This window comes from Candidatus Palauibacter irciniicola, from assembly GCF_965208695.1.
Lineage (GTDB): Bacteria > Gemmatimonadota > Gemmatimonadetes > Palauibacterales > Palauibacteraceae > Palauibacter > Palauibacter irciniicola.
Genome location: NZ_OZ242352.1, coordinates 2,764,842 through 2,791,655, shown reverse-complemented (window position 1 = coordinate 2,791,655; position 26,814 = coordinate 2,764,842). Strand labels below are relative to the sequence as shown.

Here is a 26,814-nt window from a genome sequence, read left to right as displayed (position 1 = left end):
AACGGCGTTCGGGGGAAGGGCGTAGCCTGCGGAAATGGCGTTTCCTAGGTTGAAAGGTTGCGAAGCGGCGACATCCGTCGTTCCCGAAGGACGGGCGCGTGAAGACACTGAGTGCGGGTGCGGTTCTGTGGTTGTGGTTCGCCCTCATGGGGCAGCCCTCGGGGGACCGTGCGTCCGGCTCCGCGCCCCTCCCGGCGCACGACGTCGCTGCCCTCGTCGACACGGCGGACCTGACCGATGTGGTCCAGCGCTACTGCGTCCGCTGCCACAACGGGCGCCTCCTGCGCGGGAACCTCACGCTCGAGGAGTTCGACGTGGACGCGGCGCACGAGCGGGCGCCCACGGCGGAGAAGATGATCCGGAAGCTGCGCGCCGGGATGATGCCGCCTCCGGGCCAGCGCCGGCCGTCGCCGGACACCCTTCTCGCCCTCGTCGAAACGCTGGAAACCGTCGTCGACCGCGACGCCGCCCGCGACCGGAACCCCGGCTCCCGGCGCTTCCAGCGGCTGAACCGGGCCGAGTACGAGCGCGTGATCCGCGATCTCCTCGACCTCGAGATCGACGCCAGCCGCTGGCTTCCGGCGGACACCTACCTCGGCGCCTTCGACAACATGGCGGACGCGCAGGGTCTCTCGACCACCCTCCTCGAGGCCTACCTGAGGGCCGCCACGGAGGTAAGCCGGATCGCCGTCGGCAACCCGGCCGCCCTCTCGAAGACCGCCAAGTACACGAACCCGATCGACGTCTCGCAGCACGCCTGGGATCACATCGAGGGCACGCCGTACGGGACGCGCGGCGGGATGGTCGTCACCCACGACTTCCCGGTGGACGGGGAGTACGTGATCTCGCTCGAGACGCTGTTCGGGCAGGGGACGGGCTTCCAGGACGTCGACATCTCGATCGACGGGGAAGGGGTCGCCCTGCTCGGCCTCGAGCACGGCGGGCGCTCGACGGTGCCGATCCGCACGGAGCCCATCTTCGTGAAGGCGGGCCAGCGCCAGGTCGCGGCGGCGTTCGTGCGCACGATCGAGGGGCCGTACGAGGACCGCCTGAAGACGCCGGGCTGGTCCTTCGTCGGGGGCGAGGACTCCCAGGCGTGGGCGAACTACGGGATCACGGCGCTACCCCACCTGAGCGAGTTGATGGTCACGGGTCCCCGCCGTAGCGCGGGACTCTCCGAGACGGCGAGCCGCCGCAAGGTCTTCCACTGCCATCCCGGGACGGAGCGAGGCGACCGGGGAGGCGCGGGCCTGTGCGGCGTCGATCGTGAGCCGGCTCGCGCGAGCGGCGTACCGGCGGCCGGTGACGGAGGACGATCTCGCGGGGCCGATGGCCTTCTACGATGACGCCGCGGCCGAAGAGGGCTTCGAGGTCGGCGTTCGGACCGCGCTGCAGGCGATTCTCGCCAGCCCGTCGTTCATCTTCCGTCTCGAGCAGGCGCCGCCCGAAGCCGCGCCCGGTGAGAGCTACCGGATCGCGGACGTGGACCTCGCGTCGCGCCTTTCCTTCTTCCTCTGGGCGGCGAGCCCGGATGACGAACTGCTGACGCTGGCGGCGGAAGAGCGGCTGTCGGATCCGGCGGTCCTCGAGGCGCAGGTGCGCCGGATGCTGGCGGACCCGCGCGCGGAGGCGCTCTCGACGCGCTTCGCCTCGCAGTGGCTGCGGCTTCAGGACGCGGAGGACAACCAGCCCGAGCCGTACCTCTATCCGGACTTCACCGGCCAGCTTCGCGAGGACCTGGTCCGGGAGACGCAGCTCTTCTTCGATCACCTCGTGCGCGAAGACCGGAGCCTGCTCGAGCTGTTCACGGCGGACTACACCTTCCTGAACGAGCGCCTCGCCGGGCACTACGGGATTCCGGGCGTCTCGGGACCCGGGTTCCGGCGGGTGACATATCCGGACGACAGCCGGCGCGGGGTGCTGGGGCACGGGAGCGTGCTGCTCCTCACGTCGATGTCCGCGCGCACGTCGCCGGTGCTGCGCGGGAAATGGGTGATGGAGGTGCTCATGGGCACGCCGCCTCCGCCCCCGCCGCCCAACATCCCCGCCTTCGACGACACGGAATCCGCCCGGGGCGGGCGGCTGCTCACGACGCGCGAACGCCTGGAAATGCACGCGGCCAATCCGACGTGCCGCGCCTGCCACCGGTTCATGGACCCGATCGGGCTCGCGCTCGACAACTACGACGTGACGGGACAGGTGCGGGTGCGCGAGAACGGCGTCGCGCTCGACACGCGAGGGACCTTCTACGACGGGTCCGACGTGAGCACGCCGGCGGAGCTGGTCGACCTCCTCATGAAGCGGCCGGTCCCGCTCGTCCGGAACTTCACGGCGCACCTGCTCGCGTACGCGATCGGGCGCCGCGCGGAGTACTTCGACCAGCCCGGGATCCGGGCCATCGCACGCGAAGCGGAAGCCAACGACTACCGCATGTCCTCGTTCATCCTCGGCGTCGTGAACAGCGACGCCTTCCGCCTGGCGCGTCCCGCGCCCGCCGTGGAAGAAGTGGAGGGATCATGAACTTCATCACAGGCACACACCTCTCGCGCCGCACCTTCCTGCGGGGCGCCGGCGCCGGCGTTGCGCTGCCCCTGCTCGACGCGATGGTTCCCGCGGGGCGGCTGTGGGCCGACCCGATGAGGGCGGCGGAGTTCACGCGCCTCGTCTGCATCGAGGAGTCGATGGGGGTGGCAGGCTCGAGCGACTGGGGCGACGAGCGGCACCTGTTCGCGCCGGCGGCGACGGGCCGCGACTTCGAGCTGGTGACGGACAGCCAGCTCCGGCCGCTGGAGGCGTTCCGCGAGCACATGACGATCGTGAGCAACACGGACTGCCGGTCGGCGGAGGCGTTTCGGGCGGAGGAGATCGGCGGCGACCACGACCGTTCGACGGCGGTGTTCCTCACCCAGGCGCACCCGAAGCAGACGCAGGGGTCGGACATCTTCCTCGGCACCTCGCTCGACCAGTTGCACGCGCAGCGCTTCGGGCGCGAGACCGTGCTCCCCTCGCTCGAACTCTGCATCGAGGGCATCGATCGCGGCGGGGGCTGCGCCTACAACTACCACTGCGCGTACACGACGTCGCTCGCGTGGGCGTCGCCGAACCAGCCGCTGCCGGCGATCCGGGAGCCGCGCGTCGTGTTCGAGCGCCTGTTCGGCGCCGGAGACTCGGCCGAAGACCGCGCGGCGCGGCGCCGCACGGACCGCAGCATGATCGACTGGATCGCAACCGAGGTCGCCCGGCTCAGGAGGAGTCTGGGCGCGGCGGACCGGGTCGCGCTGGACGAATACGTCGAACACATCCGCGAGATCGAGCGGCGGATCCAGCTCGTCGAGGCGCGCAACGCGAGCGGGGAAGAGCGGGAGATGCCGGAGGCGCCCTCCGGAGTGCCGGACTCCTTCGAGGAGCACATGCAGCTCATGTTCGACCTGCAACTGCTCGCGCTGCAGACCGACCTCACGCGCATCATCACCTTCAAGACCGGCTTCGACCAGTCCAACCGGACCTTCCCGGAGAGCGGGACGACGAAGTCCGTCCACGGGGCCTCGCACCACGGGAACGTCCCCGAGGACATCATGGATTTCAACAAGATCAACACGTACCGGCTGGGGCAGGTCGCGTACTTCCTGGAGAAGATGCGGGACACGATGGAGGGCGAGGCGTCGCTGCTCGACAAGACGGCGATCGTGTGGGGGTCGCCGATGGCGGACGGGAACCTGCACAACCACCGGCGCGCGCCGCTGCTGCTCATGGGCGGGGCGAACGGGGCGCTCGAAGGTGGCGTCCACCTGCGGGCCCCGGACGGGACGCCGATGGCGAACGCCTTCGTGAGCCTGATGCGGAAGATCGGACACCCGGAGATGGCCTCCTTCGGCGACAGCGACGGGGCGTTCCCGCTCGAGGCGGCGCGATGAGAAACGGGATTGCGGCGGCGCTCCTGGTTTCGGCGCTCCTCCCGGTGGGTTCGGCCGCGCAGGAGGGGGCGACCTCCAGCGACCGGCTGCTGGAAGCGGCGCGCGATGGGGCGGCGGAGGTCGTGCGCGCGCTCGTCGGGGAGGGCGCGGACGTGAACGCGGCGCGGGGCGACGGGATGACCGCGCTGCACTTCGCCGCCGAGCGCGGCCACGCGGCCGTGGCCCGGGCGCTGATCGATGCGGGCGCGGCGGTCGACGCCGGGACGCGGATCGGCCGCTATGCGCCGCTGCACCTCGCCGCCCGCGGAGGGCACGGGCCTGTCGTCGCGCTCCTGCTCGAGGCCGGGGCCGACGCGAACGCCGCGACGACGAACAGCGGCGTGACCGCGCTGCACCTCGCCGCCGCCGCCGTGGACGGCCGGTCGGCCGTGGCCGCGCTGCTCGACCACGGCGCGGATCCGAACGCCCGGGAGGGCTCGGCGGGGCAGACACCCCTGATGTTCGCGGCCGCCGCGAACCGGCCGGCCGCCACCGCCGCGCTGCTCGAAGCCGGCGCCGACCCCGGCATCGCGACCGCCACGGTCGACGTCCTGCCCAGCCTCGCGCTGGACCGTGAGGCCAACCGCCGCATGCGCGACATGATCGGCGCGCCGCGGGAAACGCTCGGCCCGTACGGGCCCGAGGTGGATCCCGAAGCCGAGTGGCCGGGCGAGCCGAGCCCGGCCCATGTGCAGGCGGCGATCCGCGCCCAGCGCGAGTTCCTCCGCTCCGGTTTCGATGTCGGCGACGTCAGCGCCCATTCACTGGGCCGCGTGGGGCCCGACTATCCGGGCGGCCCCGACCTCATCCGTCCCCCGTACCGCGAGGTGCTCGTGGGCCGGACCGGCGGCATGACCGCGCTGCTGCACGCGGCCCGCGAGGGCCACATCGAGGCGGCCACGGCCCTCCTCGACGGGGGCGCGGATATCGACCAGGCGAGCGCGGACGCCACGAGTCCGCTCCTCATGGCGGTACTCAATGGCCAGTTCGACCTCGCGCTCGCCCTCATCGAGCGCGGGGCCGATCCCGATCTCGCCGCCTCGACGGACGGCGCGACGCCCCTCTTCGCCGTCCTCCAGACCCAGTGGGCGCCGAAGTCCAACTACCCGCAGCCGCGCGCGCAGGACCTGCAGGACGCCGGGCACATGGACGTGCTCCGCGCGCTGCTCGAGGCCGGAGCCGATCCCAACCCGCGCCTGAACACGCACCTGTGGTACTGGGAATACGGCCTCACGAAGATGGGGATCGACCTCACGGGGGCGACGCCGTTCTGGCGGGCCGCCTTCGCTCAGGATCTCGAGGCGATGAAGCTCCTCGTCGCGCACGGCGCGGATCCGAACATCCCGACGCGCTGGCCCGAGGTCGGAATGCGCGAGCGTCGGCAGCAGGACGGCCGGCAGCAGGAGGATTCCGCGCTGCCCTGGATCCCCGAGGGCGCGCCCAACGCGTGGCCGATCCACGCCGCCGCGGGCGGAGGCTACCTGGGTCTCGGGGCCTTCAGCGTCCGCAACCGGCCCGACCAGTTCATCCCCGCCGTGAAGTACCTGATCGAGGAACTCGGCGCGGACGTCGACCAGCGCGACTCGTGGCTCTATACGCCGATGCACTACGCCGCCTCCCGCGGCGACAACGAACTCATCGAATACCTCGTGTCGCAGGGCGGGGACGTCAGCGCGATCACCCGCCTCGGACAGTCCACGGCGGACATGGCGCGCGGCGGCCGGGCCGGGTTCTTCACCCGCGTCCCGTACCCGGAAACCGTCGAACTGCTGACCGGTCTCGGCGCGACGCTCGAGTGCCTCCACACGCACTTCCTCGACACCGGCGACTCGTGCCCCGGCGCCGGCATCGACGACCCGTGGGCCCCCGCCGCGACGGATGCGGAGGAGAAACGCTCCGACAGCGGGAAGAGGGAAAAGTCATGAAGACCCAGCCGTCTCTGGTGACGTTGGCGCTCGCGGCCGCGCTCGCCATTCCGGGGTGCGAAAGCGGGGAGCGGGCCGCCGCGGCGACCATGGACGGAGCCGGGGCATCCAACGGCGCCGTCGTGAAGGGGGGCGACGACCGCACGGGGCCCTACGATCCCGTCGCCGGGTGGTGGAAGGGCGCGCCCGACCACGACGACGAGTGGGGATGGGGGCAGGTGGCCGGCGTCGCCGTGGACCACCCGGACCGCATCATCGTCGTGACCCGCGGCGACTGGCCCGCCGACCGGTCGGACCCCCGCGAGGACCGGTTGCGCCGCACGAACTACATCGTCGTCGCGAACGGGAACGGCGAGATCGTCGAACAGTGGGCCCAGTGGGACTCGCTCTTCACCCTCCCGCACCAGGTGTACATCAACCCCTACGACCCCGACCGCCACGTGTGGGTGGTCGACAGCGGCGGCGGGGCAGGGCACATGCAGGTCGTCAAGTTCACGAACGACGGCAGCGAGATCGCCATGCGCCTCGGCGAGCGCGACCACCCGAAGACCCGCGAAGCCGCCCGCGCCCGATCCGACTGGGGACCCTACACCTACGGCTGGCCGTCGAAGCTGGCGTTCCTCCCGGACGGGAGCTTCCTGCTCGCCGACGGGTACTGGAACTCACGGATCATCAAGTATTCCGAAGACGGAGAGTTCATCATGCAGTGGGGCGCCCTCGGCACCGGCCCGGGAGAATTCGATCTCCTGCACGGCCTCGCGGTGGACGAGGACCGGGTCTACGTCGCGGACCGCCAGAACGAGCGCCTCCAGTTGTTCACGCACGACGGCGAGTTCATCGAGGAATGGCCGAACATCTTCGATCCCGTGAACATCTGGCTCGACGAGAACGGCGCCGTGTGGGTGCTGGACGCGAGCCTGAACCGCATCCTGAAGTACGATCGGGACGGCGTCCTGCAGGACTACTGGGGCGCCTACGGAGCGGCCGGCGCCATCGGGCGGGGGATCTGGCCCGGCGGCCTCTCGCTCCCGCACCAGATGGACATGGACGAGGACGGCAACCTGTATATCGCGTCCTACAGCGGCGGCTGGATCAACAAGTTCACCCCGAAGCCGGACGCGGACCCGGGCCGGCTTCTGGGGCCGCGGCTCCTCCTGACCCACTGAGACTCACCTGATGCGCGCCTTTGTCCCCCTCCTTGCGCTGGTCGCGGTCGCGACGGTCGCGTGCGTGGACCCCCCGACCGGTCCGCCCGATCCGGAGCCGCCCGACCCGCCCGAGCCGCCGCCTCCCATTGCGGCGCAGATCGTGCCATGCGAGGGCGGTTCAGCCAGCGGGTTCCCGTGCAGTCGCGTGGATCTCGCAGCGCAGGTGCCTCTGCGCGACCTGAGCCCCGGACGGACGCCCGCGGGATCGGAGAACCGATGGGCCGTGAACGACATCTGGGGGTGGACGGACCCGCAGACGGGTGTTGAATACGCGCTGGTCGGACGGCACGACGGACTCGCGATCGTCGATCTCTCGACGCCGACTGAGCCGCGCCCCATCGCCTTCATGCCCTCGGCGACCTCGCACAGCGGCTGGCGCGACATGAAGGTGTATGCGGATCACGCGTACGTCGTCGCGGACAACATCACGGGCCACGGGATGCAGGTCCTCGACCTCACCCGGCTTCGCGGACTGACGGAGTTCACGGAACTCGGCGCGGACGCGCGCTACCGGGAGGTGAGCGCCGTCCACAACATCGCGATCAACGAGGAGACCGGCTTCGCCTACGCCGTTGGCAACAACTCCGGCGCCGAGACCTGCGGGGGCGGCCTCCACATGATCGACCTCTCGGACCCGAAGAATCCGAGCTTCGCGGGTTGCTACGCCGCCGAGGGGACGGGACGCCGCGGCACCGGCTACACGCACGATGTCCAGTGCGTCGTGTATCGGGGGCCGGACGCGGAGCACGCGGGCCGCGAGATCTGCATCGGTTCGAACGAGACGGCGATCGTCGTGTCCGACGTGACCGACAAGGCGAACCCGGTCACGCTCTCGACCGCCACCTACGCGGACCGCGACTACATCCACCAGGGGTGGCTCAGCGAAGACCACCGGTACTTCTACCAGAACGACGAAAACGACGAGAGGAACAACCGGGTCTCGCGGACGCGCCTGCTCGTGTGGGACCTCGCCGACCTCGACGATCCGGTTCTGGCGAAGGAGCACCTGGGTCCGACCGAGGCGATCGACCACAACCTCTACGTGCACGGCAGCCTGATCTACCACTCCAACTACGCGTTCGGCGTGCGGATCCTCGACATCTCCGACCCCGCGAACCCGCGCGAGGCCGGGTACTTCGACACCGTACCCGAGCACAACGACAAGAACTTCGACGGCTCCTGGTCGACCTACCCCTGGTTCGAGAGCGGCATCTTCGTGGCCTCGAGCTGGGACGAGGGCCTCTTCGTCCTCCGTCTGCAGCAGTAGGGCTACCGCCGCTCCCAGACCCCCGCAGCGGGAATCCCGCGGCTCAGGAACTCGTCGTAACGGCGCGGGTCGATCCCCGTCGCGCCCGCCTGGTCGGCAAACGCCTGTGCGACGCCGGGCTCACCTCGCAGGATGGCTCGCACCTGGCCCGTGAGCGGATCGCGCAGGATCGCCATCAGACGATCGGTGGTCTCATCCAGGATCGCGGATCCCCCGGGCCCGGACAGCGTTATGGCAGCGAGCGTTTCCGCCCAGCCGGGCTGCACCGGGAGCGCGAAGGCGAACAGGGAACGTCCGTCACCATCGGCCACCTCCTTCATCGCGAAGCTGAGCCTGAAGAGTTCGCGCCCGTTCTCGTCCGCACCGATGAGGGTGTGGTCCCCTCCCGCCCGCGGGAGCGAGGGCGGAGCCGACAGCGCGAAGGCGGGCTCCAGGAAGGGCTCGCCGTCCGGTCCGGTGCCGCCCCAGAGGAGGAGCGCCGGGCGCTCGGCAGCCGCGCCGGCCGAACCCTGTGGCTCGTCGACCAGCCTGTACCGCAGCGCGTTCGAGAAGCTGAAGTCGCTGATCCAGCGGTCCCGGCAGTAGCTCATGAGATCCGGGGTACTCGGAGGCACGAGCGCGCCGGTCCCGAAGTCGTAGCCCCAACTGCCGATCGAGCCGTCCGAATTGGGAAAGGCCGGGTCCGGGGCACCCGGGCGGCCGCATGGAGCATGCTGGAGATTCATGTTGTGCCCGAGCTCATGAGCGATCGTCGACGAGTTCGTGACCGAGAAGCTGGTCCGGCCCGGAGTGGCCGCCACGCCCGCGGCACCGGTGACGGTACCGGCCATCAGTCCCTGATAGTGACCCTCGCCGCCCTCGACGACCCGGATCGCTTCCGTCGCCCTCAGGATCTCGAAGGCGTGGTTGCTGGAAACGGTGACGGCTTCGTGATCCGTGACCTCGAGTTCGGCCACCGGCAGGAGCACCCGCGCATCCTCGAGGAGTTCATGTCCCATGGGATCGGCCGCCATCCCGGCCGTCGCCGCCAGCACCGAACGGTCGGGGGCTGAGGCCCACAGGAACGGGATCACGGTCAGGTCGAGCACGGGCATCGCGCGAATATCGAGCCTCAGGCGTCCCTCCTCGGGAATCCGCCTCGTGATGTTCACGCCGGAACCCAGCGTTCCGTCGGGATCGATCTCGATCACGATCTCCGTGTCCGGCTGCAGCACATGCCCGGGAATCTCGGCGTTGGCCGACCGGGTCAGGTCACCCTCGTTGACGCTGGTCGGGATGGCCGTGGATTGTCCGGAGATCTCGGCGACATGGACTTCGCTGCCGTCCGAATGGAAGCTGGCGCGCACGGGCGGGATCGTGGCTCCACCCGCGGCTGCCGCGGTGACGAAGACGCGAAGCAGGGCGGGCTCACCGGCCACGAGCGGCACCGGGAACGACCTCGACTGAACGGCCTGTGTCAGCAGGAAGGCGGAGCCGCCCGAGTCCTCGCACAGCGCCACCCGCTGTTTCCAGATCCGGCCGAGCCAGTTTGCGAACGGCTCTCCGCGGGGCGCGCAGAGGTCGGTGCCACCCGTGAGCAACGCCTCCATCCGGCCAAGCTGCGTCAGCGCTGCGGGCAACGAACCCGACATGCGCCGATTGTCGGTGACGTCCAGTTGCGTCAAGGCGGTCATGTCTCCGAACCGCTGCGGCACTCCGCCCTCGAGATCGTTGTCTCCGAGCCACAGCCACTGGAGCGCCCCGAGATCGCCGAGCTCCGGCGGAAGCGGCCCGCTGAGGCGGTTTCCGAACAACAACAACGACTGCAGGCCCGTCATGCCTCCCCACTCCGCCGGTATCGGGCCCGTGATCTCGTTGTTGTACAACTGCAGATCCTCAAGGCTGGTCAGCCGTCCGAGCTCCGGCGGCAGAGGGCCGGTGATCCCGTTTCCGCGAGCGTACAGCTCCTTGAGGCTGTGAAGATCGCCAAGCTCCGGCGGCAGGGGTCCCGTCAGGTCGTTCTCCGAGACATACAGCCACTTCAGCCGCGGGAGGTTTCCGATCTCCGCCGGGAGGGATCCCGTCAGGCCGTTGAACTGGAGGAGCAGGGACTCCAGGCGTGTGGTCCCGGAGAAGAGCCCGGCGGGGATCGGGCCGGTGAGGTCGTTGATTCCCAGGTGGAGGAACTCGAGGCTGGCAAGCTCGCCGAGTTCCGGGGGAATCCTGCCTGACAACGAGTTGCCCGCCAACGCCAGGGTCCGAAGACGGGACAACCGTCCCAGCTCGGGAGGGATGGGGCCTCGCAGGTCGTTCGAGAGCAGCAACAGGCGTTCGAGCTTCGACAGGTCGCCGAGTGCGCGAGGAATGGTGCCTGAAAGCGAGTTCTGGTTGAGGTCGAGTTCCACCAGTTCCGGCAGCTCACCCAACTCGGCGGGGATGGAACCGGAGAGATTGTTGCTTCCGAGATGGAGGTTTCTCAGGCGCGTAAGGCTTCGAAGTTCGGCCGGTATGCGGCCACTCAGACCGTTGAAGTTCAGGTTGACCCGCTCGATCGCCGACAGGCGGCTCAACGCGGCCGGAATGGCGCCGACGAGGTTGTTACCTTCCAGCTTCAGCTCAACCACACGCCCTTCGTCGTCGACCGAGACTCCCTCCCATTCGCGGACGTGCCGGTCGCTCAGCCAGTTGCCTGCCCGCTCCCAGTTCGGCCCGCCCGTCGCTTCATGGAACGCCACCAGGGTCGCCCGGTCCGGTGACGGCGTCGGCCGCCTCACTCTCACGCGGGCCTCGCCCGAGACTTCGCCGGAGGTCGCGGTTACCGTGGTCTCGCCGTCCCCGACGGCCGTGACCAGCCCCGCATTGTCCACCCGCGCCACGGAAGGATTGCTGCTCGCCCACGTCACGGTCGCGCCGGACATCACCTGTCCGTTCTGGTCGCGCACCTCCGCCGACAGCTGGACGGTGGCGCCCAGCGCGGTCAACTCGGCGGTCGCCGGGCTCACCGTCACCGCGGTCGGCCGAGGCGGATCCGGGGGAGGCGGGGGAGGAGGCGGCGGGTCGACAGTTCCGTCGCCGCAGGCGAATGCCCAGACGGCCGACGCCAGCAGGGCTGCGCCCAGCGATACACGCGTCGATCCGTCCCTGCGCTTGATCATTCGTCCGGTCCCTTTCGCGGTGCCCTGATCGAGCACGCCTGCCGTGGCTGTTGCCCCACAGTCACACGCGCGGGCGCCGCACACTACTCCCCAAATAGGGGGGTAAAGGTCCCGTCAAATGGACGAAGTTTGTTACAGTTTCAGGGGCCGCTTCTCGATCCTGCGGAGGCCGAGCCACGCGATGCCGGTCCACAGGAGGAAGTGATAGATGGCCACTCCCGTCGCTCCCCAGTCCCAGGCCACGCCGGACGCGAACCCCGCGACGAGATCGTTGATGACTCCGATGGGGAAGATGACGAACGACAGTACCGTGCTGACCGACTCCGCCGCCGACCAGTTCTCCAGAATGATGGGGTTTTCGAGCAGCGACCCCACGGCCCCGGAGAGCAGGTAGTACAGCAGCGCGAAGAGCGCGGCACGGCGGATCCCGAGTGCCGTGATGGCGAAGCTGATCGCGCATGCGAGCACGCCCCTGAGGCAGACGCTCAGGATCTCTCCCAGTTCCGTGGCCGGCACGGTTCCGGACGGCAAAACGGCGACCGCGCCCGTCACACCGAAGATCAGGAGAGCGGCGAACGTCGCGACCTGTATGCCGGCGTACTGCCGGAGATAGAAGGACCGTAGCGGCATCGGATGTTGCGCCCACAGCATGATCGCGCCGCTGCGTCGCTCGTTCGCGACCATCCCGCCCGGCATCAGGAAGGCGAAGAGGATCGTGCCGAAGCCGAAGGCGAGGTTCAGCAGGCTGAAGAGGAGGACCGTGACCGCCCCTCGCGTCATGGTTTCGATCTGCTCGCTGGTCGGCTCGGTGCCGCCTTCCATCGCCTCACCCACGGCCTGCATGCGCTCGAGGGTCTCCGCCACGGGGTAGGCGTGCGAGAGGACGAGGACCCCGGCGCCGAACAGGAATACCACCAGCGCGAACTTCCACCTGCGGTGCAACGCGTTCCGGAGGGAAGCCTTGAGGATGTTCATGACACCGCCCCTTCCAGTCCGACGAACTCCGTCTCGAGGAACTCGCGCGTGAAGCCGCCTTCCGGTGGCTCCACGATGCGTCCGCGCCCCCGGTCGATCAGGAGGACGCGGTCGCTCATCATCGCGAGTTCGCCGAGGTCGTGGCTGGCGACGAGGATCGTGGACTGGCCGCGAATCTCCTCGATCCGCCGGCGGAGGCGGATGCGCTGCCCGGGGTCCAGTCCCGATTCGGGCTCGTCCAGGAAGAGCAGCCCGGTCGGCCGCATCAGAGCCATGGCGAGCGCCAGCCGGCGCCGCATCCCCTTGGACAACGAGTCGGCGGGACCGCCGGTGTCGTAGTCGAGCCCGGCCAGCCGGCAGGCGCGCTCGATGTCGGCGTCGGGACCGGCCGCGGCCGCCGCGAGCGCGAGCAGGCCGTCGCACATCCAGCCCGGCGGGAGCACCGTGTCTTCGGCCAGGTAGCCGATCCCGTGCCGGCGCCGGTAGTCCGCGGGGTCGGTGCCGGACACGGTGGCCTCGCCGTCCATCGGAGCCAGCACACCCAGCAGCGTGCGGAAGAGTGTCGTCTTGCCCGAGCCGTTGGGGCCCACCACCGCGAGCACTTCGCCGGGCACGATGTCGAGCGAGAGCCCGCCCAGCACCCACTGCCCCCGGCGATACCCGATACGCAACTCGCGAAGCCTCAGCTCCGCCGGTCCGTTTGCGATGGTCATATGCTCCTCATGCTTCGTCGTCCCTCGTCGATTTTTGTCACGTCTTCAGCGAATCAGTAGCGTCCGAGTCGCTCGCGGTAGGAGCGCATCTCCCGCTTCAGCACCGGGGCCAGCAGGTACAGGCCGAGAAGGTTGGGAATCGCGACCACGTAGATCACCGCGTCCGAGAGATCGATGAGCGCTCCCAGTTGCAGGCTGGCGCCCAGGACCACGAAACCGCAGAAGAACAGCTTGAAGCCGGCTTCCACGGTTCGGTTCTCGCCCGTCAGATAGGTGAGAGACTTCAGGCCGTAGTAGCTCCAGGAAATCATGGTGGAGAAGGCGAACAGCACCGCCGCCACCGAGAGGGGCACGGGCGACCACGAGAGCGTGCTCTCGAAGGCCGTCTTCGTCATCTCGATGCCGGTGATGCCGGCGTCGGCCAGCGACGGATCGTAGACCGTCGTGATGATGACCAGCGCCGTCATCGTGCAGATGACCACCGTGTCGATGAACGGCTCCAGCAGGCCCACGAAACCCTCGGTGCACGGTTCGTCCGTCTGCACCGCCGAGTGCGCGATGGCGGCGGAGCCCAGGCCGGCCTCGTTCGAGAACACGGCCCGCCGGAACCCGATGATCATCACGCCGATCATGCCGCCGCCGACGCTGTCCGCCGAGAACGCCCCCTCCCAGATCTGGACGATGGCGCCGGGGAGCCGGTCGGCGTTCAGCCCGATGATGGCCAGCGCCGACAGCACGTAGAGCACCGCCATGAAGGGCACCAGCCTGGAGGTGACGCGGGCGATGCTTCGGATCCCGCCCACGGTGACCAGCGCCACCGCTCCGGCCATGACGACGCCCAGCAGCCAGGCCTTGTCGCTGAAGAAGCTGCCTTCGGCGCCCGTCACCTCGATCAGGATGGCGGCCGCCTGGTTGGACTGGAACATGTTGCCGATGCCGAGACAGCCCAGGACCATGGCGGCGGCGTAGAACATCCCCAGGCCGCGGCCGATCCCGGGCAGGTTCCGCAACTCCAGACCGTGCTGCAGATAGTACATCGGGCCGCCGCTCACGGAGCCGTCCGGGTTGGTGCGGCGATACTTCACCGCCAGCGTGCACTCGGCGAACTTGGTGCTCATGCCGAGCAGCCCGGCGATGATCAGCCAGAGTGTGGCTCCGGGCCCGCCGAGCGAGATCGCCACGGCCACGCCCGCGATGTTCCCGATGCCGACCGTGCCCGACACGGCGGTCGCGAGCGCCTGGAAGGGCGTCACCTCGCCCGGCTGCGAGGGATCCGTGTAGCGGCCTCTCACCAGGTCGAGCGCGTGCCTGAAGCCCCGCACGTTGATGAAGCCCAGGTACAGAGTGAAGAACGCGCCCCCGGCGATGAGCCACGCCACGATCAGCGGAATCTCGACCCCGCCGACCGGCACGGAGAAGAAGATGAACTCCGATACCGCGTCCGCGACGGGCCGCATGATCCGGTTGACGAGTTCGTCGACCCCCATGGGCGGCGCCGCTACCGCGCGAATACCGACCTGCCCCGCGAGAACGTCTCCAGGATCGGAATGAACTCCAGGTTCTCAGGATCCGCGGTGAGCGGGTTCTCGCCCAGGATCACGAGATCGGCCTGCTTGCCGACCGTGATCGAGCCCTTGGCGTCCTCCTCGAAGTACTGGTAGGCGGCTCCGAGCGTGACGGCATGCAGCGCCTGCAGCACCGTCGGCCGCTGGTGGGGCCCGAGGACGTGCCCGCTGCGGGTCGTGCGGTTCACGGTGATCGAGACGAGTCGCATGATGTGCGGCGGGACCACGGGGGCGTCGTTGTGGACGGTGAAAGGCACCCCGCGTTCGAGCGCCCAGCCCACCGGGCTGATGTTGTTGCCCCGCTCCTCGCCGAAGCTGCGCCGGTGCCAGTCGCCCCAGAAGAAGGCGTGCGCCGCGAAGAACGAGGGCACGACGCTCAGTTCGGCGGCGCGGTCCAACTGGTCGGCGCGCATGAGCTGCGCGTGGATGATGACGGAGCGGTGGTCGGGCATGGGATCCATGTCCGCGACCGCCTCATCCACCCCATCCATCATGAGATCCATGGCCGCGTCGCCGTTGGCGTGGACGAGGATCGGGACGCCCGCCTCGATCAGCTGGTCCGCCTGGGCCTTGTACTCGTCGGGGTCCATGACGCCGTAGGCCACGTAGTCCGGCGGGGTGTTGGGCGGACGCTCCTCGTACGGGATCGTGACCCAGGCCGTGCGCCCCTGCGGGGAGCCGTCCAGCATGAGCTTCACGCCGGCCACCCGGAAGCCGTTCCGGTACTCGCGCACATAGGGCACGTCCGCCACCTCGCCGGGCGCGCCGCGGCGGCGCACGAAGGCCGCGACGTCCGCCTTGAAGGGCTCGCGGTCCGCGGCCGCCTGGAAGCGTTCGGCCTGCGCCGCGGAGGTCCCGCCGTCCTGGATCGTGGTCGTGCCGTGGCTCAGGTAGACGTCGATGGACCGGCGGATCAGGTCGTCGAATTCCTCCGGGGACGGGGCGCCCCCGCGCTGAATGGCCAGCAGCCCGCTGGCGGTTTCCTCCAGCACGCCGTTGGGCTCCATCGACCCCTCGATGCGGCGCACATGGCCGCCAGGCGGGTCCGGCGTGTCGGCGGTGATGCCGCTGGCCGCGAGCGCGGCGGAGTTGGTCGTCGTCAGGTGTCCCGACACATGCGTGAGGACGATGGGGTGCTCGGTCGAGGCGCGGTCCAGATCCGCGCGCGTGGGGTGCCGGCCCTCCTCGAGCAGGGAGTCGTCGTAGCCGCGCCCGGTCACCGGCTCGCCGGGGGGAATGTCGTGCTCGTCGATCCACGCCCGCACCTTGCGCACGATGTCGTCGATGTTGCTGACGTCGCCCACCGGCGGCGGGTGCAGCAGCAGGGACGTCTGGTCGCGGCCCGGGCCCAGGAAGTGGCCGTGGGCGTCGATGAACCCGGGCAGGAGGGCGCCTTCGCCCAGCTCCACCACCCGGGTCGAGGGCCCTTCCAGCGCCATCACGTCGTCCCGCGAGCCCGCCGCCACGATGGTATCGCCGCGCACCGCGACCGCCTCCACGGCGGGCTGCTCCGGATCCATGGTGATGATGTGGTCGCCGAAGAAGATGGTGTCCGCGGGGTCGGCTTCCGGGTCGGCTTGCGGGGCGCACGCCGCGACGGCGAAGGCAAGGGCCAGCGCGAAAGCTGCGAGGGCTTCTCCGGATCTTCTCACGACTCCCTCCACGCCTTCCGCGGGGACCGGCTACAGCCTGCCGTGGGGACCGGCTATACTACGTGCTCCGCGTTGCATGCGCCCGCGCGGGGACAAACGGAGACTGGAGGCCGGACGTGCCGAAGAGAACGATGACTCCCTCCGAAGCGCTCGTCGAGACGCTGGTGGCGGAGGGCGTGACGGAGGTATTCGGGTTGGTGGGCTCGGCGTTCATGGACGCCCTCGACCTGTTCCCGGATGCGGGCATCCGCTTCATCTCGGTCGCGCACGAGCAGGCGGCCGCGCACGCCGCCGACGGGCTGGCGAGGGTGACGGGAAGGCCCCAGGCCTGCATCGCCCAGAACGGCCCCGGCGCGGCCAACTTCGTCTCCGCCATCGCGGCCGCCTTCTGGGCGCACTCCCCCGTCGTCGCCATCACCCCGGAGACGGGATCGCTCGGCATCGGCACCGGAGGCTTCCAGGAACTCGACCAGATGCCGATGTTCGAGGCCCAGACCGTCTTCCAGGTACGCGTCAACCGCCCGGAGCGCATGGGCGAACTTGCGCGGCGCTGCTTCTACCGCGCGAAGCTCGAACTCGGCCCCACGCACCTCAACATCCCCCGGGACTACTTCTACGGCGACATCGAGGAGGAGATCTTCGCGACGCCCATCCTCGGCCCCGGCCGGCCTCCCAAGGCGGACATCGAGGAAGCGGTCCGGATCCTGAGCGGCGCCCGCTATCCGGTCATCGTCTCCGGAGGAGGCGTCAGCCAGGGCGACGCCCTGCGGGAAGTCACGGCGCTCGCCGAGCACCTGAGCGCGCCGGTGGTCAACACCTACCTGCACAACGACACCTTCCCCTACAGCCACGAACTGGGGTGCGGGCCGATCGGCTACTGCGGTTCGAAGGCCGCCATGCGCACCATCGCCAAGGCGGACGTGGTGCTCGCCCTCGGGACCCGGCTCGGGGTCTTCGGCCTCCTGCCCCAGTACGACATGACCTACTGGCCCGAAGACGCCACCCTCATCCAGGTGGACCGGGACGCGAGGCAGTGGGGGATGAGCAAGATCCCGGCTCTCTTCTCCGTCGCCGACGTGAAGGAGTATGCCGTCGAACTGCTCGACGAGTTGAGAAGCGCGCTCCCGGACCCGGGACGAAACGAGGCGCGCATCGCCGACGTCGCTCGCGAGAAACAAGCCTGGGACGAGGAACTCGAGGACTGGTCCTCGTCCACCAACGCCCTCATGCACCCCCGGCGCTTTCTGTGGGAGTTCACGCGCGCGCTGCCCGGGGACGCGCTGGTGAGCACGGACATCGGCAACACCTGCTCGATCACCAACGGATATCTCCGCTTCAACGGCCCGCGCCAGCACCTCGCCGCGCTCACGTGGGGGAACTGCGGCTTCGCGTACGGCGCCGCGCTGGGCGCCAAGGTCGGCAATCCGGCCGCTCCCGTGTTCGCCATCCAGGGGGATGGCGCGTGGGGCATCAGCGGGATGAGCGAGGTGATGACGGCGGTGCGCGAGGAGATCCCGGTCATCGCCATCGTCATCAACAACCACGAGTGGGGCGCCGAGAAGAAGAACCAGATCGACTTCTACGCCAACCGCTTCGTGGGCACGAACCTGCGCGCCAACCCGGACTTCGCGAAGGTGGCCGAGTCGATGGGCGCGAAGGGCTACACGGTCGAGGACTACCGCGACGTGCAGGACGTGGTGCGCGACGCCGTGGCGAGCGGCCAGCCGTGCGTCATCAACGCGGTCGTCGAGGGAGGCGCCAACGTGCTCGCGGAGCCGTTCCGCCGGGACGCGCTCGCGATGCCCACCCGTCACCTGGAGAAATACGCGCACCTCAGCCTGAGCTAGCAGGCTGCGGCGGCCCGCCAAGGAGAGCCGGATGTCCGACACACAGGCGTTGCTGGCGGACTACGACGTCCAGGACGTCATCGAGAAGGACCGGAAGCACCTCTGGCACCACCTGTTCCAGCACAGCGTCTTCGAGACGCAGGACCCGCAGGTCTTCGTGGAGGGCCGCGGCGCGCGCGTCCGGGACATCCACGGGAAGGAGTACCTGGACGGGACCTCGGGCGGCGTCTGGTGCGTGAACGTCGGCCACGGGCGGGAGAGCATCGCGCGGATCGTCTACGAGCAGTTGACGCGGCTGCCGTACTACGCGGGCGTCGTCGGCACCGTCCCGGCCGCCCAGTACGCGAGCGCGCTGGCCGAGTGGCTGCACGGCCTCGACCACCTCTACTTCGCCAACAGCGGCTCCGAGGCCAACGAGAAGGCCATCAAGATGGTGCGCCAGATCGCCCACCTGAACGGGAGCCGCAAGTCGAAGGTCCTGTACCGCGACCGCGACTACCACGGCACGACCATCGCCTGCCTCGCCGCCAGCGGACAGGAGGAGCGCAAGGAGGCCTACGGGCCGTTCCCGGACGGGTTTTCGGGGATTCCGCACGCGATGTGCTATCGCTGTCCCTTCGGAAAGACCTATCCGGACTGCAACATCGAGTGCGCGCGCGCCCTCGGGGATGCGATCGAGGAGGAGGGGCCGGAGACGGTGGGGGCCGTGATCCTCGAGCCGATCACCGCGGGCGGGGGGGTCATTCCTCCGGTCGAGGAATATTTTCCGATCATCCGCGAGATCTGCGATGAATACGGCGTCATCCTGATCATCGACGAGGTCGTGTGCGGATTCGGGCGCACGGGGACGATGTTCGGGTTCGAGCACTACGACTTCGTCCCGGACATCGTCACGATGGCCAAGGGCATGGCCAGTTCCTACGCTCCGATCTCCGCGGCCGCGGTGCGTGGCGAGGTGTTCGACCGGTTCCTGGGAGATCCGAGCGAGAAGCTCGACTACTTCAGGGACATCAGCACCTACGGCGGCTGCACCGTCGGGTTCGCGGCCGCGCTCGAGAACCTGCGCATCATCGAGGACGAGGACCTGATCGAGAACAGCCGCGCGGTCGGTGCCTACCTGCAGGACCGCCTGCGGGAACTGCTGGACCACGACCACGTGGGCGATGTCCGCGGCAAGGGCCTGTTCGCCGGCGTGGAGCTGGTCGAGGACAAGGCGACGAAGGCGCCCGTGAGCGAGGACGTCATGGCGGCCGTCGTGGGAAGGGCCGCCCGGGAGGGCGTGCTCGTGGGCCGGACCACGCGGAGCATCCCCGGCCTGAACAACACCGTGACCATCGCCCCGCCCCTCGTCGTGACCCGGGCGGACATCGACGAGCTGGTCGGGGCCGTGAAGACCGGCATCGAAACCGGCTGCAGGGATCTCTGAATGGACAGGGTCAGGGACAGGGACACGGAAGCCGGCTTCGACGTCCGGGAGGACTTTCGGCGCTTCTCACAGCGGGACGACATCTTCTGTCGCTCGTTCTGGGACCCGGAAGTGCGCACGCACCGCTCGGACATGTTCTACGAGACGTACCGCACGCCGAAGCTGACCTGGCGCTCCGTCGACGGCTTCACCCAGCGGGATTACGCGCTGCGCAACGCGTCCTGGCACGTGACGGACATCTTCGCCGAACTGCGCGACGGCGACGACCGCCGCGAAGGGTTCCTGGACCCGTACACCAGCGTCCGCGAGGGCCCGGGGAGCACGCTGCCGGTGGAGTCGCCAGAGGAGATGGCGCGCGAGATCAAGCACGCCGCGAAGACGCTCGGCGCGGACCTGGTGGGGATCACCGGCAACGATGAGCGCTGGCTGTACACGCACGCCTACAGCCGCGAGAACGAGCACGAGAAGCCGCAGGAGATCTCCACCGATCTCGGAAACGTGATCGTGATCGCGCAGTCCATGGACCGCGAACTGCTGAGCACGGCGCCCTCCGCGCTCAGCGGCACCGCGACCGGCGCCACCTACTCCCGGGACACGATCGTGCTGCTGGCGATCGCGCAGTACATCGTCAATCTCGGCTACCGCGCCGTGGCCAGCATGAACGACTCGGCGCTGGTCATCCCGCTCGCCATCCAGGCCGGGCTGGGCGAATACGGGCGCCACGGCCTCCTCATCACCCGCGAGTACGGTCCCCGCGTGCGGCTGGGCAAGGTCTTCACCGACCTGCCGCTCGCCCACGACCGGCCCGTCCGCTTCGGCGTGAAGGAGACGTGCGACCTCTGCCGCGCGTGCACCAAGGGCTGCCCCGCCGGGGCCATCGACGACGGCGAACCCTCCACGGTGGTCCACAACCGGTCGAACATCCAGGGCATCCGAAAGTGGACCACGGATGCCGAGAAGTGCTTCCGCTTCTGGGCCAACCAGAACACCGACTGCTCGATCTGCATCCGCGTCTGCCCCTACAACCGCGATTATCGCGACCGGTGGAGCCGGGTGTGGCGACGGCTGGCGGGCACGCGGCTACGGCGGTTCGCGCTCTGGCTGGACCGCATCAGCGGTCGCGGCGAGCGCCTCAGGCCGTCCCGCTGGTGGGCGGCGCCCGGCGGCGCCTGACGAAGCGTCGCGGCTCGACGAAGCGTCGCAGCCGACGCAGCGCCAGCGAGAGGCCGGTCCACACCATCAGCGCGGCCGCCAGCGAGAAGAATCCGGCCAGCAACTGCCCCCCCAGCCCCCAGTACTCCCCCGTGTGCGCGTAGCGCAGGAACTGCTGCGCACGGCGCGCGGGCGTGTCGTCGGCGAAGGACTCCCACGCGCGCACGCTGCCGGTGGCGGCGTCCAGGGTGAGAAGGCCGCTCCTGTGAGGCTGGCCCGCGCGGCCTCCGTGCACCTCGACGCGGACCTCGGGATCCGTAGGGCGCGGCATGTGCAGGGTCAAAGTTCGCCACTCCGGCGCCCACCCCTCCGCGGTGGCGAGCACGGCGCGGAGGTCCGGGTCCGGGGCGCGACGGGCGTCCACCGAAATCGCCGTCCCCTCGATTCCCCGTTCGGACGCCGATCCGGCCGGCCATGCCCCGGCGGGCACGAGGCTTCCCACCGCGGGGTAGACCCGATCCCCCACCGCCGGATACGACGTGGCGACCCCCGTGGCCGCGATCACGGCCAGGGGCAGGACGGACCAGATCCCGACCGCCTTGTGCCAATTGAGATCGCGGGCGGCGCCTCTGGCCCGGGGACGTAGCAGGAGCCCTTCGGCGAGCGACCGCCGGGTGACGGGCCACGGGATCCACAGGATCGGTCCGGTAAGCAGCAGAAAGAGGAAGGCCACGTTCACCGCCCCTGTCACGGCCCGCGCTCGGCGCACCGAACCTCCGGAGACGTTGAACCAGCGGTGCCAGTTGTGAACGCCCTCGAAGAACCGCTCGAGTCCGCCGGGTCCCCTCCCCAGTACCCGCCCCGTGTACGGATCGAGGCGGGCGTAGACGTCCTGCCCCGCGTGGACGCGTACGGGCGCGCGCGAATCCGACCGATAGCTCAGCGAAGTCGCGGTGAGCCCCGCCGCCGCCACGAGCCCCTCCGGACGCAGCCGTGCGGCGCCTTCCGGCGCGGCCACGAAGTACCGTCGCTCCGCCAGCCCCGTCACCGTCTCCTCCAGCGACAGCACCGCCCCCGTCGCCGCCAGCATGAGGATGACCAGCCCCGCCGTAACGGCCACCGTGAGGTGCAGCCAGAAGACGATGGTCCGGATCATCGCCTGGACCTCGCCCGGTCGCCCCCTATCCGCCCGGGGTCAGCGTGACGTAGCGCTCGAACCGCGCGACCTCGTTCTCGTCCACGTACTTCCCCATCTCGCGCCGGAACTGGTCCAGGTCGGTGTACGGGCGGTACTCCTCGAACTCGTGGGCCATGCGCTCGCTCATCCCCGGCACCGCCATGATCTCGTCGCGGGTGGCGCTGTTCAGGTCGATCGGGACGTACACGTAGCGCGCGAGCCGCTCGACCTCTTCCTCGTCCACGTACTTCCCGATCTCCATGCGGAACTCACCCATGTCCGCGTAGGGCCGGTACTCCTCGAACTCGTGCGCCATCCGATCCCCCACGCCCGGGATCAGCAGGATCTCGTCGTTCGTCACGTCGTTGAGGTTGATGGGCAGCCAGAGCCCACCGTACGCCGCCAGCGCCGCCTCCTCTCCGACCGCCTCCGCCAGCGCCGCGTGCAGATCCGCCACGCGCAGGTAAGGCCGACCGCCGACCACCGCCGCGGCCACCTCGGCCGTGATCCCCGGGGCCGTGGCCAGTTCGTCTTCCGTCGCGAGGTTGGGATTCAAGAGAGTGGCGGTCGCGCCGGCGTCGGCCGCCTCCGCGGCGGCGGGCTCGGATGCCGCGGCCGGTTCGGACTCCGCCGTATCATCGCCACCCCCGGCACAGCCGACCGACAGCACCGGAATCATGAAGAGGGCGAGAATTGCGCTGCGACTGCGGAACATGACTCCTCCGTTATTGGAACCAGCAGCCCGTGGCTGCCAGAATGAGATTCATTCTCAACTAGCTTCAAAATCCACACGCGGAGGGGGCCGGGTCAAGTTCGAGAGACATCGCCCCCATCACTGCATGGGGTGTGTAACGTGTCACGTCCCGACACCCGCACCAGATAGCAGCTGCTTGATGCCTGCCAGTCCTCGATTCGCATCGACAAGCTGTCGAGCAGGTGGGTGATCGCGGACTTGTCGCGGTACGGTTGGGTCTCGGGCGCCGCTTCGATGAAAGCTTCGGGGTCCCCGGACTGAGCGATCAGCCGCCGCATCGCGAGGGCTATTGCGCGTTCCTGTTTCGTCGATCCGAGGCCCGTGCCGATGCATAACAGAACGGCCTGGAACGTGCTGATCCTGGCCATCTTCGCGACCCACGCCACCATCGCGCCGAAGCCGAGGCGATGCAGCGCCAGGGCCGACCGCATGTGCAGCGTGTCCTCGCGCAGGAGTCCAAGCGAGGTCAGGAAGCGCTCCTGGGCCGCACTGAATCTGTAGAATGCGACGAAGACGTTGCCCGTCCCGGAAACGATCCGGTTCGCTTCGCGCATGACCGTCTCGATGTCCTGCAGCTCGGCCATGAAGTCGATGACGCCGGTCGCGAAGATGACCGTCTCATAGGACCCATCGATGAACGGCATCGAAGTCGCATTCGCGCGAACAAGGGTCAAGCCTCTTCGCGACCTGGCGTATTCCAGCATCCTGGCGCTCAGATCGATGCCGTCGCAGCGCAGCCCCTGACGCCGCAGCTCCTCGACAATCAGCCCTTGCCCGGCACCGATGATCAGAACGGGCTCCCGAATGTCGCCGAGAATCCGACGCAGGCTCGACACGTCCAGGTAGTTGTCTTCGATGCGCCAATGATGCGGTGCCAGCGTATCCCAGTAGTTGGACGCGTTGCGCGGGGCCGATTCTCCGTCGCCCTCGGTCACCGTCCATCGCCTCCTTGATAACCGGCCACTCGCAGAGCCTCGATACGCCGACCCCTGACCCCGATTCATCCATTCTTGGCTCCGGCCGAATATAGACCCTCGGAGCGAGGCTCCGTAGAGTGACGCACCGTGATCGGAGGCGTGCGTTGCGTAGACTGACCCTTCTGGCTGCTTTGCTCCTTTGCGCCCCAGGTGCGCTGCGCGGGCAGAGCGTGTGTCCGACGCCGTGGCAGTTGGAAGAGGTCCTGCGGATCGGATCCTTCGAAAGCACGGACCTCGTTGCGAGCGTCCTGGATCTCGCGATCGGTCCCGACAGCGCTCTCTACGTCGCTCAGGCCATGGTGCCGGCGGTCACGGTCTTCTCGCTTGATGGCCAGGTGCTTCGCCGGATCGGTCGTGCGGGCCAGGGGCCTGGTGATATAGAGCTTGCCGCGCGCTCCGTAGGCTGGGTCGGAGACACCCTTTGGATAGCGGACTTCAGCCGGGTCCAGTTGTTCACCACCGATGAGCGCCGTCCGGAGCAGATCATTCAGTTCTCTCGGAGCGTGCCCGAAGAGGGGTCGCTGCTGACCCCGGGCCGCATGCTCGCCGACGGTACGCTCGTTGGCAGGCGTCGCATTACGGATGGGGGGGCCTTTTCATCCCGAGGCGAGGACCCCGGACTCGCGTTTCGCCGCTTCTCACGATCCGGCGAAGTCCTGGACACCATCGCCACGATAGAATGGCCGGGAAACGGCATCGAGAATGAGGTGGACGCCCAGTTGTTCCCCGGCACACACCCCCTCAGAGACCTCCCGCCTCTCGGACTCGGCGAATCCCTCACCGCGGTCACGCCCGACGGCTCAGCGGTCGTACGGATCGGGGAAGTGCATGAAGACGCGACTCCGCCGACCTTCGACCTTCTGGTGATATCGATCCGTGGAGACACGCTCCTGCAGCGGTCCGTCGAGTACGAACGCCGCGACGTCACCCGTGCGATGGAACGCCGCCTGGAGGACGAGTACGCAGGCTGGAGGGCCGGCGACTACTACCCTACGGGCCTTCAGTTAACTGAGACGACGCTCGAGCGGAGGCGTCGCGCGGCCCGAAGAGTTTTCTGGGTTCCGGAATACCTCCCCCCGGTCCGGCAGGTCGTGGCCGGAACGGACGGGACCATCTGGTTGCTTCGAGAGATGCGCGAGGACCGCGTCGACGTGTGGGAGGTCTACGATTCCGGCGGAACGCTGGAAGGCACGGTAGAGATCGGACAGGGTCGCACTTCGCTCGTGCCCTGGGATCCTCGCCTCGCGGTAGGCATCGCCAGCCGCGACGAAGTCTGGGGCGCCACGTACGGCGAGTTCGGCATCCCGTACATTCACCGGTATCTGGTCGATCGGACGTGCGCGCCCTAGAACCGGGGGAGAGCTTGATTGCATTGCAATCATTCGGTAGCTTCTCCGCCCGTTCCCGGACCGCGAGGAGGCACGGCCGATGGCGAGCATCACGATCCGCAATCTTGACGACGACATAAAGACGCGCCTTCGCGTACGCGCGGCCGAGCATCACCGTTCGATGGAGGAGGAAGTGCGTATCATCCTGCGCGATGCCGTCACCGGTCGTCGCACCGGTCCGCGAAACCTCGCGACGTTCACCCGCGAGTGCTTCGCGTCCCTTGGCGGCGTCGAACTCGAACTTCCCCCCCGCGGCCCGATGCGTGCGCCTCCGGATTTCTCCTGAGCGGCTCTCATGTTCGTAATAGATACGAATGTCGCGTCGGAACTGATGCGCTCTGAACCGGCGGCGGCAGTAGCGGTCTGGATTGCTGAGCACGATGCGCAGGACATGTACCTGACGGCCGTCAGCGAAGCGGAACTGCTCTACGGTGTCGCGATCCTGCCGGCCGGCAAGCGGCGGAACGCGCTCGAAGCTGCCATGACCCGCTGGCTCAATCTCGGCTTCAGAGAGCGTATCCTCCCGTTCGACAGCGCTGCCGCCCAGGCCTACGCGGAGATCGCCGCGGAACGCCGCCACGTCGGCCGACCCATCGGCGAGGCCGACTGCCAGATCGCTGCCATATCCCGCATACGCGGAGCCGCTCTGGTCACGCGCAACGTACGGGACTTCGAGGGTACGGGACTGAATGTGATCGATCCCTGGTCGGGATAACGGTTTGTTGCGGGTGAGACGCGGGTGGCCTAGCGTCGGCGGCGACGGCTTTTCGGTCTAGTTCGTGTAGCGCGGGAGATTGCATGTCTACGTTCGTGATGGTTCGCCGTGTCCAGGCAACGGGCACCCAGGCGTGCGGACCTTTCGCAGCACTTCCTCCGGAGCAGGTCGCTTGCGGCTAGCCTGATCGCTCAGGCTCCCGTCGCACAAAACGATCTGGTCGTCGAGGTCGGTGCGGGCCGCGGCATCCTCACTCGAGAGCTGGCGCGTCGATGCCGTGAGGTCGTCGCGGTGGAGTTCGACGGCGCGCTGGCCGAGGCGCTTCGCGCGCGCTTCCGGACTGACAGCCGTATCACGATCGACCGGTCCGACTTCCTGCGTTTTCGGCTGCCCGATGTCCCCTACAAGGTCCTGGGGAACATCCCGTTCAACCGGACGGCCGCCATCGTCCGGCGACTCGTCCAAGCCGATCCTCCGCCGCGGGACGCCTGGCTCGTGGTCCAGCGTGAAGCGGCCGAGCGGTTTGCCGGCCGTCCCTGTGCCCGGGAGACCCAGTCCTCGCTGCTGCTCAAGCCGTGGTGGCAGATCGAGATCGCGCGGCGCTTGCGCCGTACCGACTTCGATCCTCCTCCGAGCGTCGACGCCGTCGCCCTCTGGCTGGCGCGACGCACGCGACCGCTCGTGGACCGCTCCCAGGCCGCGGACTACCGGCGCTTCATCCGCAGTTGCTTCGGCCGCGACGGCCGCTCGATCCGGCGGTGCCTGCGATCCGAATTCACGCGAACGCAGATCTCCCGGCTGGGTCGGGATCTCCGATTCGATCCCTCCGGACCACCCCGCGACCTCACCTTCGACCAGTGGCTCGCACTGTTCCGTTTCCGAAGCCTCACCCGATCGTAGGCGCCGATGCGGAGGAGGAGAAGCGCCCGTGCTCCGGACACGTTGGGGGGGATACGGTGGTACAGCTATCATGGCAGGCATGAAAA

At 68.9% G+C, this 26,814-nt stretch carries 21 protein-coding genes; 13 read left to right on the top strand and 8 right to left on the bottom strand.

Annotated features, from left to right (window positions below; translation table 11 throughout):
- Positions 1 to 98: 98 nt before the first annotated feature.
- Genes ACOGI9_RS12095 through ACOGI9_RS12070 form a run of 6 tightly spaced genes read left to right on the top strand, consistent with a single transcriptional unit; the run spans position 99 to position 8,353 of the window.
- On the top strand, positions 99 to 1,346 hold the full coding sequence (locus tag ACOGI9_RS12095; RefSeq protein WP_419857371.1) for a DUF1587 domain-containing protein: 1,248 nt from the start codon (positions 99 to 101) through the stop codon (positions 1,344 to 1,346).
- The gene (locus tag ACOGI9_RS12090) at positions 1,267 to 2,520 is read left to right on the top strand and encodes a DUF1592 domain-containing protein (RefSeq protein WP_419857370.1); all 1,254 of its coding nucleotides are present in this window, start codon (positions 1,267 to 1,269) and stop codon (positions 2,518 to 2,520) included. The genes ACOGI9_RS12095 and ACOGI9_RS12090 overlap by 80 nt, the downstream gene beginning before the upstream one ends.
- Positions 2,517 to 3,914 (top strand): DUF1552 domain-containing protein, encoded by a 1,398-nt coding sequence (locus ACOGI9_RS12085; protein ID WP_419857369.1) that lies wholly within the window; start codon positions 2,517 to 2,519, stop codon positions 3,912 to 3,914. The genes ACOGI9_RS12090 and ACOGI9_RS12085 overlap by 4 nt, the downstream gene beginning before the upstream one ends.
- Complete coding sequence (locus ACOGI9_RS12080; protein WP_419857368.1) at positions 3,911 to 5,878, top strand: ankyrin repeat domain-containing protein; 1,968 nt, start codon at positions 3,911 to 3,913, stop codon at positions 5,876 to 5,878. The genes ACOGI9_RS12085 and ACOGI9_RS12080 overlap by 4 nt, the downstream gene beginning before the upstream one ends.
- Positions 5,875 to 7,044 carry a 6-bladed beta-propeller gene (locus tag ACOGI9_RS12075; protein ID WP_419857367.1) on the top strand — a complete coding sequence of 390 codons (1,170 nt, stop codon included), beginning with the start codon at positions 5,875 to 5,877 and terminating at the stop codon, positions 7,042 to 7,044. Before ACOGI9_RS12080 ends, ACOGI9_RS12075 begins: the two co-directional genes overlap by 4 nt.
- Before the next feature lie 10 nt (positions 7,045 to 7,054).
- The gene (locus ACOGI9_RS12070; RefSeq protein ID WP_419857366.1) at positions 7,055 to 8,353 is read left to right on the top strand and encodes a choice-of-anchor B family protein; all 1,299 of its coding nucleotides are present in this window, start codon (positions 7,055 to 7,057) and stop codon (positions 8,351 to 8,353) included.
- A gap of 2 nt (positions 8,354 to 8,355) precedes the next feature.
- Here the strand turns inward: ACOGI9_RS12070 and ACOGI9_RS12065 are convergent, their stop codons facing one another.
- The 5 genes from ACOGI9_RS12065 to ACOGI9_RS12045 form a co-directional block, all read right to left on the bottom strand.
- Complete coding sequence (locus tag ACOGI9_RS12065) at positions 8,356 to 11,340, bottom strand: Ig-like domain-containing protein (protein ID WP_419857365.1); 2,985 nt, start codon at positions 11,338 to 11,340, stop codon at positions 8,356 to 8,358.
- Positions 11,341 to 11,619: 279 nt separating this feature from the next.
- Positions 11,620 to 12,462, bottom strand: a complete 843-nt coding sequence (locus ACOGI9_RS12060; protein WP_419857364.1) for a hypothetical protein — start codon at positions 12,460 to 12,462, stop codon at positions 11,620 to 11,622.
- A complete protein-coding gene (locus tag ACOGI9_RS12055) occupies positions 12,459 to 13,175 on the bottom strand; it encodes an ATP-binding cassette domain-containing protein (protein ID WP_419857363.1) in 717 nt (238 codons plus the stop codon). The genes ACOGI9_RS12060 and ACOGI9_RS12055 overlap by 4 nt, the downstream gene beginning before the upstream one ends.
- A gap of 53 nt (positions 13,176 to 13,228) precedes the next feature.
- Positions 13,229 to 14,662: an alanine/glycine:cation symporter family protein gene (locus tag ACOGI9_RS12050; protein ID WP_419857362.1), complete on the bottom strand. Its 1,434-nt coding sequence runs from the start codon at positions 14,660 to 14,662 to the stop codon at positions 13,229 to 13,231.
- Positions 14,663 to 14,673: 11 nt separating this feature from the next.
- Positions 14,674 to 16,392 carry an amidohydrolase gene (locus ACOGI9_RS12045; protein WP_419857361.1) on the bottom strand — a complete coding sequence of 573 codons (1,719 nt, stop codon included), beginning with the start codon at positions 16,390 to 16,392 and terminating at the stop codon, positions 14,674 to 14,676.
- A gap of 116 nt (positions 16,393 to 16,508) precedes the next feature.
- On the opposite strand from ACOGI9_RS12045, the gene xsc reads away from it, so the two are divergent.
- Genes xsc through ACOGI9_RS12030 form a run of 3 tightly spaced genes read left to right on the top strand, consistent with a single transcriptional unit; the run spans position 16,509 to position 20,838 of the window.
- Positions 16,509 to 18,239, top strand: a complete 1,731-nt coding sequence (gene xsc / locus ACOGI9_RS12040) for a sulfoacetaldehyde acetyltransferase (RefSeq protein WP_419857360.1) — start codon at positions 16,509 to 16,511, stop codon at positions 18,237 to 18,239.
- Positions 18,240 to 18,270: 31 nt separating this feature from the next.
- Positions 18,271 to 19,665, top strand: a complete 1,395-nt coding sequence (locus ACOGI9_RS12035; protein WP_419857359.1) for an aspartate aminotransferase family protein — start codon at positions 18,271 to 18,273, stop codon at positions 19,663 to 19,665.
- Complete coding sequence (locus ACOGI9_RS12030; RefSeq protein WP_419857358.1) at positions 19,666 to 20,838, top strand: 4Fe-4S double cluster binding domain-containing protein; 1,173 nt, start codon at positions 19,666 to 19,668, stop codon at positions 20,836 to 20,838. It abuts the gene before it with no gap.
- On the opposite strand, the gene ACOGI9_RS12025 is transcribed toward ACOGI9_RS12030, so the two are convergent.
- From ACOGI9_RS12025 to ACOGI9_RS12015, 3 genes are all read right to left on the bottom strand, one after another.
- A complete protein-coding gene (locus ACOGI9_RS12025; protein ID WP_419857357.1) occupies positions 20,798 to 21,973 on the bottom strand; it encodes a PepSY-associated TM helix domain-containing protein in 1,176 nt (391 codons plus the stop codon). The genes ACOGI9_RS12030 and ACOGI9_RS12025 overlap by 41 nt on opposite strands.
- Positions 21,974 to 21,998: 25 nt before the next feature.
- Positions 21,999 to 22,709 (bottom strand): hypothetical protein, encoded by a 711-nt coding sequence (locus tag ACOGI9_RS12020; RefSeq protein WP_419857356.1) that lies wholly within the window; start codon positions 22,707 to 22,709, stop codon positions 21,999 to 22,001.
- 92 nt (positions 22,710 to 22,801) lie between these two features.
- Positions 22,802 to 23,683: a class I SAM-dependent methyltransferase gene (locus ACOGI9_RS12015; RefSeq protein ID WP_419857355.1), complete on the bottom strand. Its 882-nt coding sequence runs from the start codon at positions 23,681 to 23,683 to the stop codon at positions 22,802 to 22,804.
- 146 nt (positions 23,684 to 23,829) lie between these two features.
- Here ACOGI9_RS12015 and ACOGI9_RS12010 point away from each other — a divergent pair, with 146 nt between their 5' ends.
- From ACOGI9_RS12010 to erm, 4 genes are all read left to right on the top strand, one after another.
- Complete coding sequence (locus ACOGI9_RS12010) at positions 23,830 to 25,074, top strand: hypothetical protein (RefSeq protein WP_419857354.1); 1,245 nt, start codon at positions 23,830 to 23,832, stop codon at positions 25,072 to 25,074.
- Between the two features lie 79 nt (positions 25,075 to 25,153).
- Positions 25,154 to 25,399: a FitA-like ribbon-helix-helix domain-containing protein gene (locus ACOGI9_RS12005; protein ID WP_419857353.1), complete on the top strand. Its 246-nt coding sequence runs from the start codon at positions 25,154 to 25,156 to the stop codon at positions 25,397 to 25,399.
- A gap of 9 nt (positions 25,400 to 25,408) precedes the next feature.
- Positions 25,409 to 25,828, top strand: coding sequence for a type II toxin-antitoxin system VapC family toxin (locus tag ACOGI9_RS12000; protein WP_419857352.1), 420 nt, complete (start codon positions 25,409 to 25,411; stop codon positions 25,826 to 25,828).
- Between the two features lie 108 nt (positions 25,829 to 25,936).
- Positions 25,937 to 26,728 carry a 23S ribosomal RNA methyltransferase Erm gene (gene erm / locus ACOGI9_RS11995; RefSeq protein ID WP_419857351.1) on the top strand — a complete coding sequence of 264 codons (792 nt, stop codon included), beginning with the start codon at positions 25,937 to 25,939 and terminating at the stop codon, positions 26,726 to 26,728.
- The last annotated feature ends 86 nt before the right edge of the window (positions 26,729 to 26,814 follow it).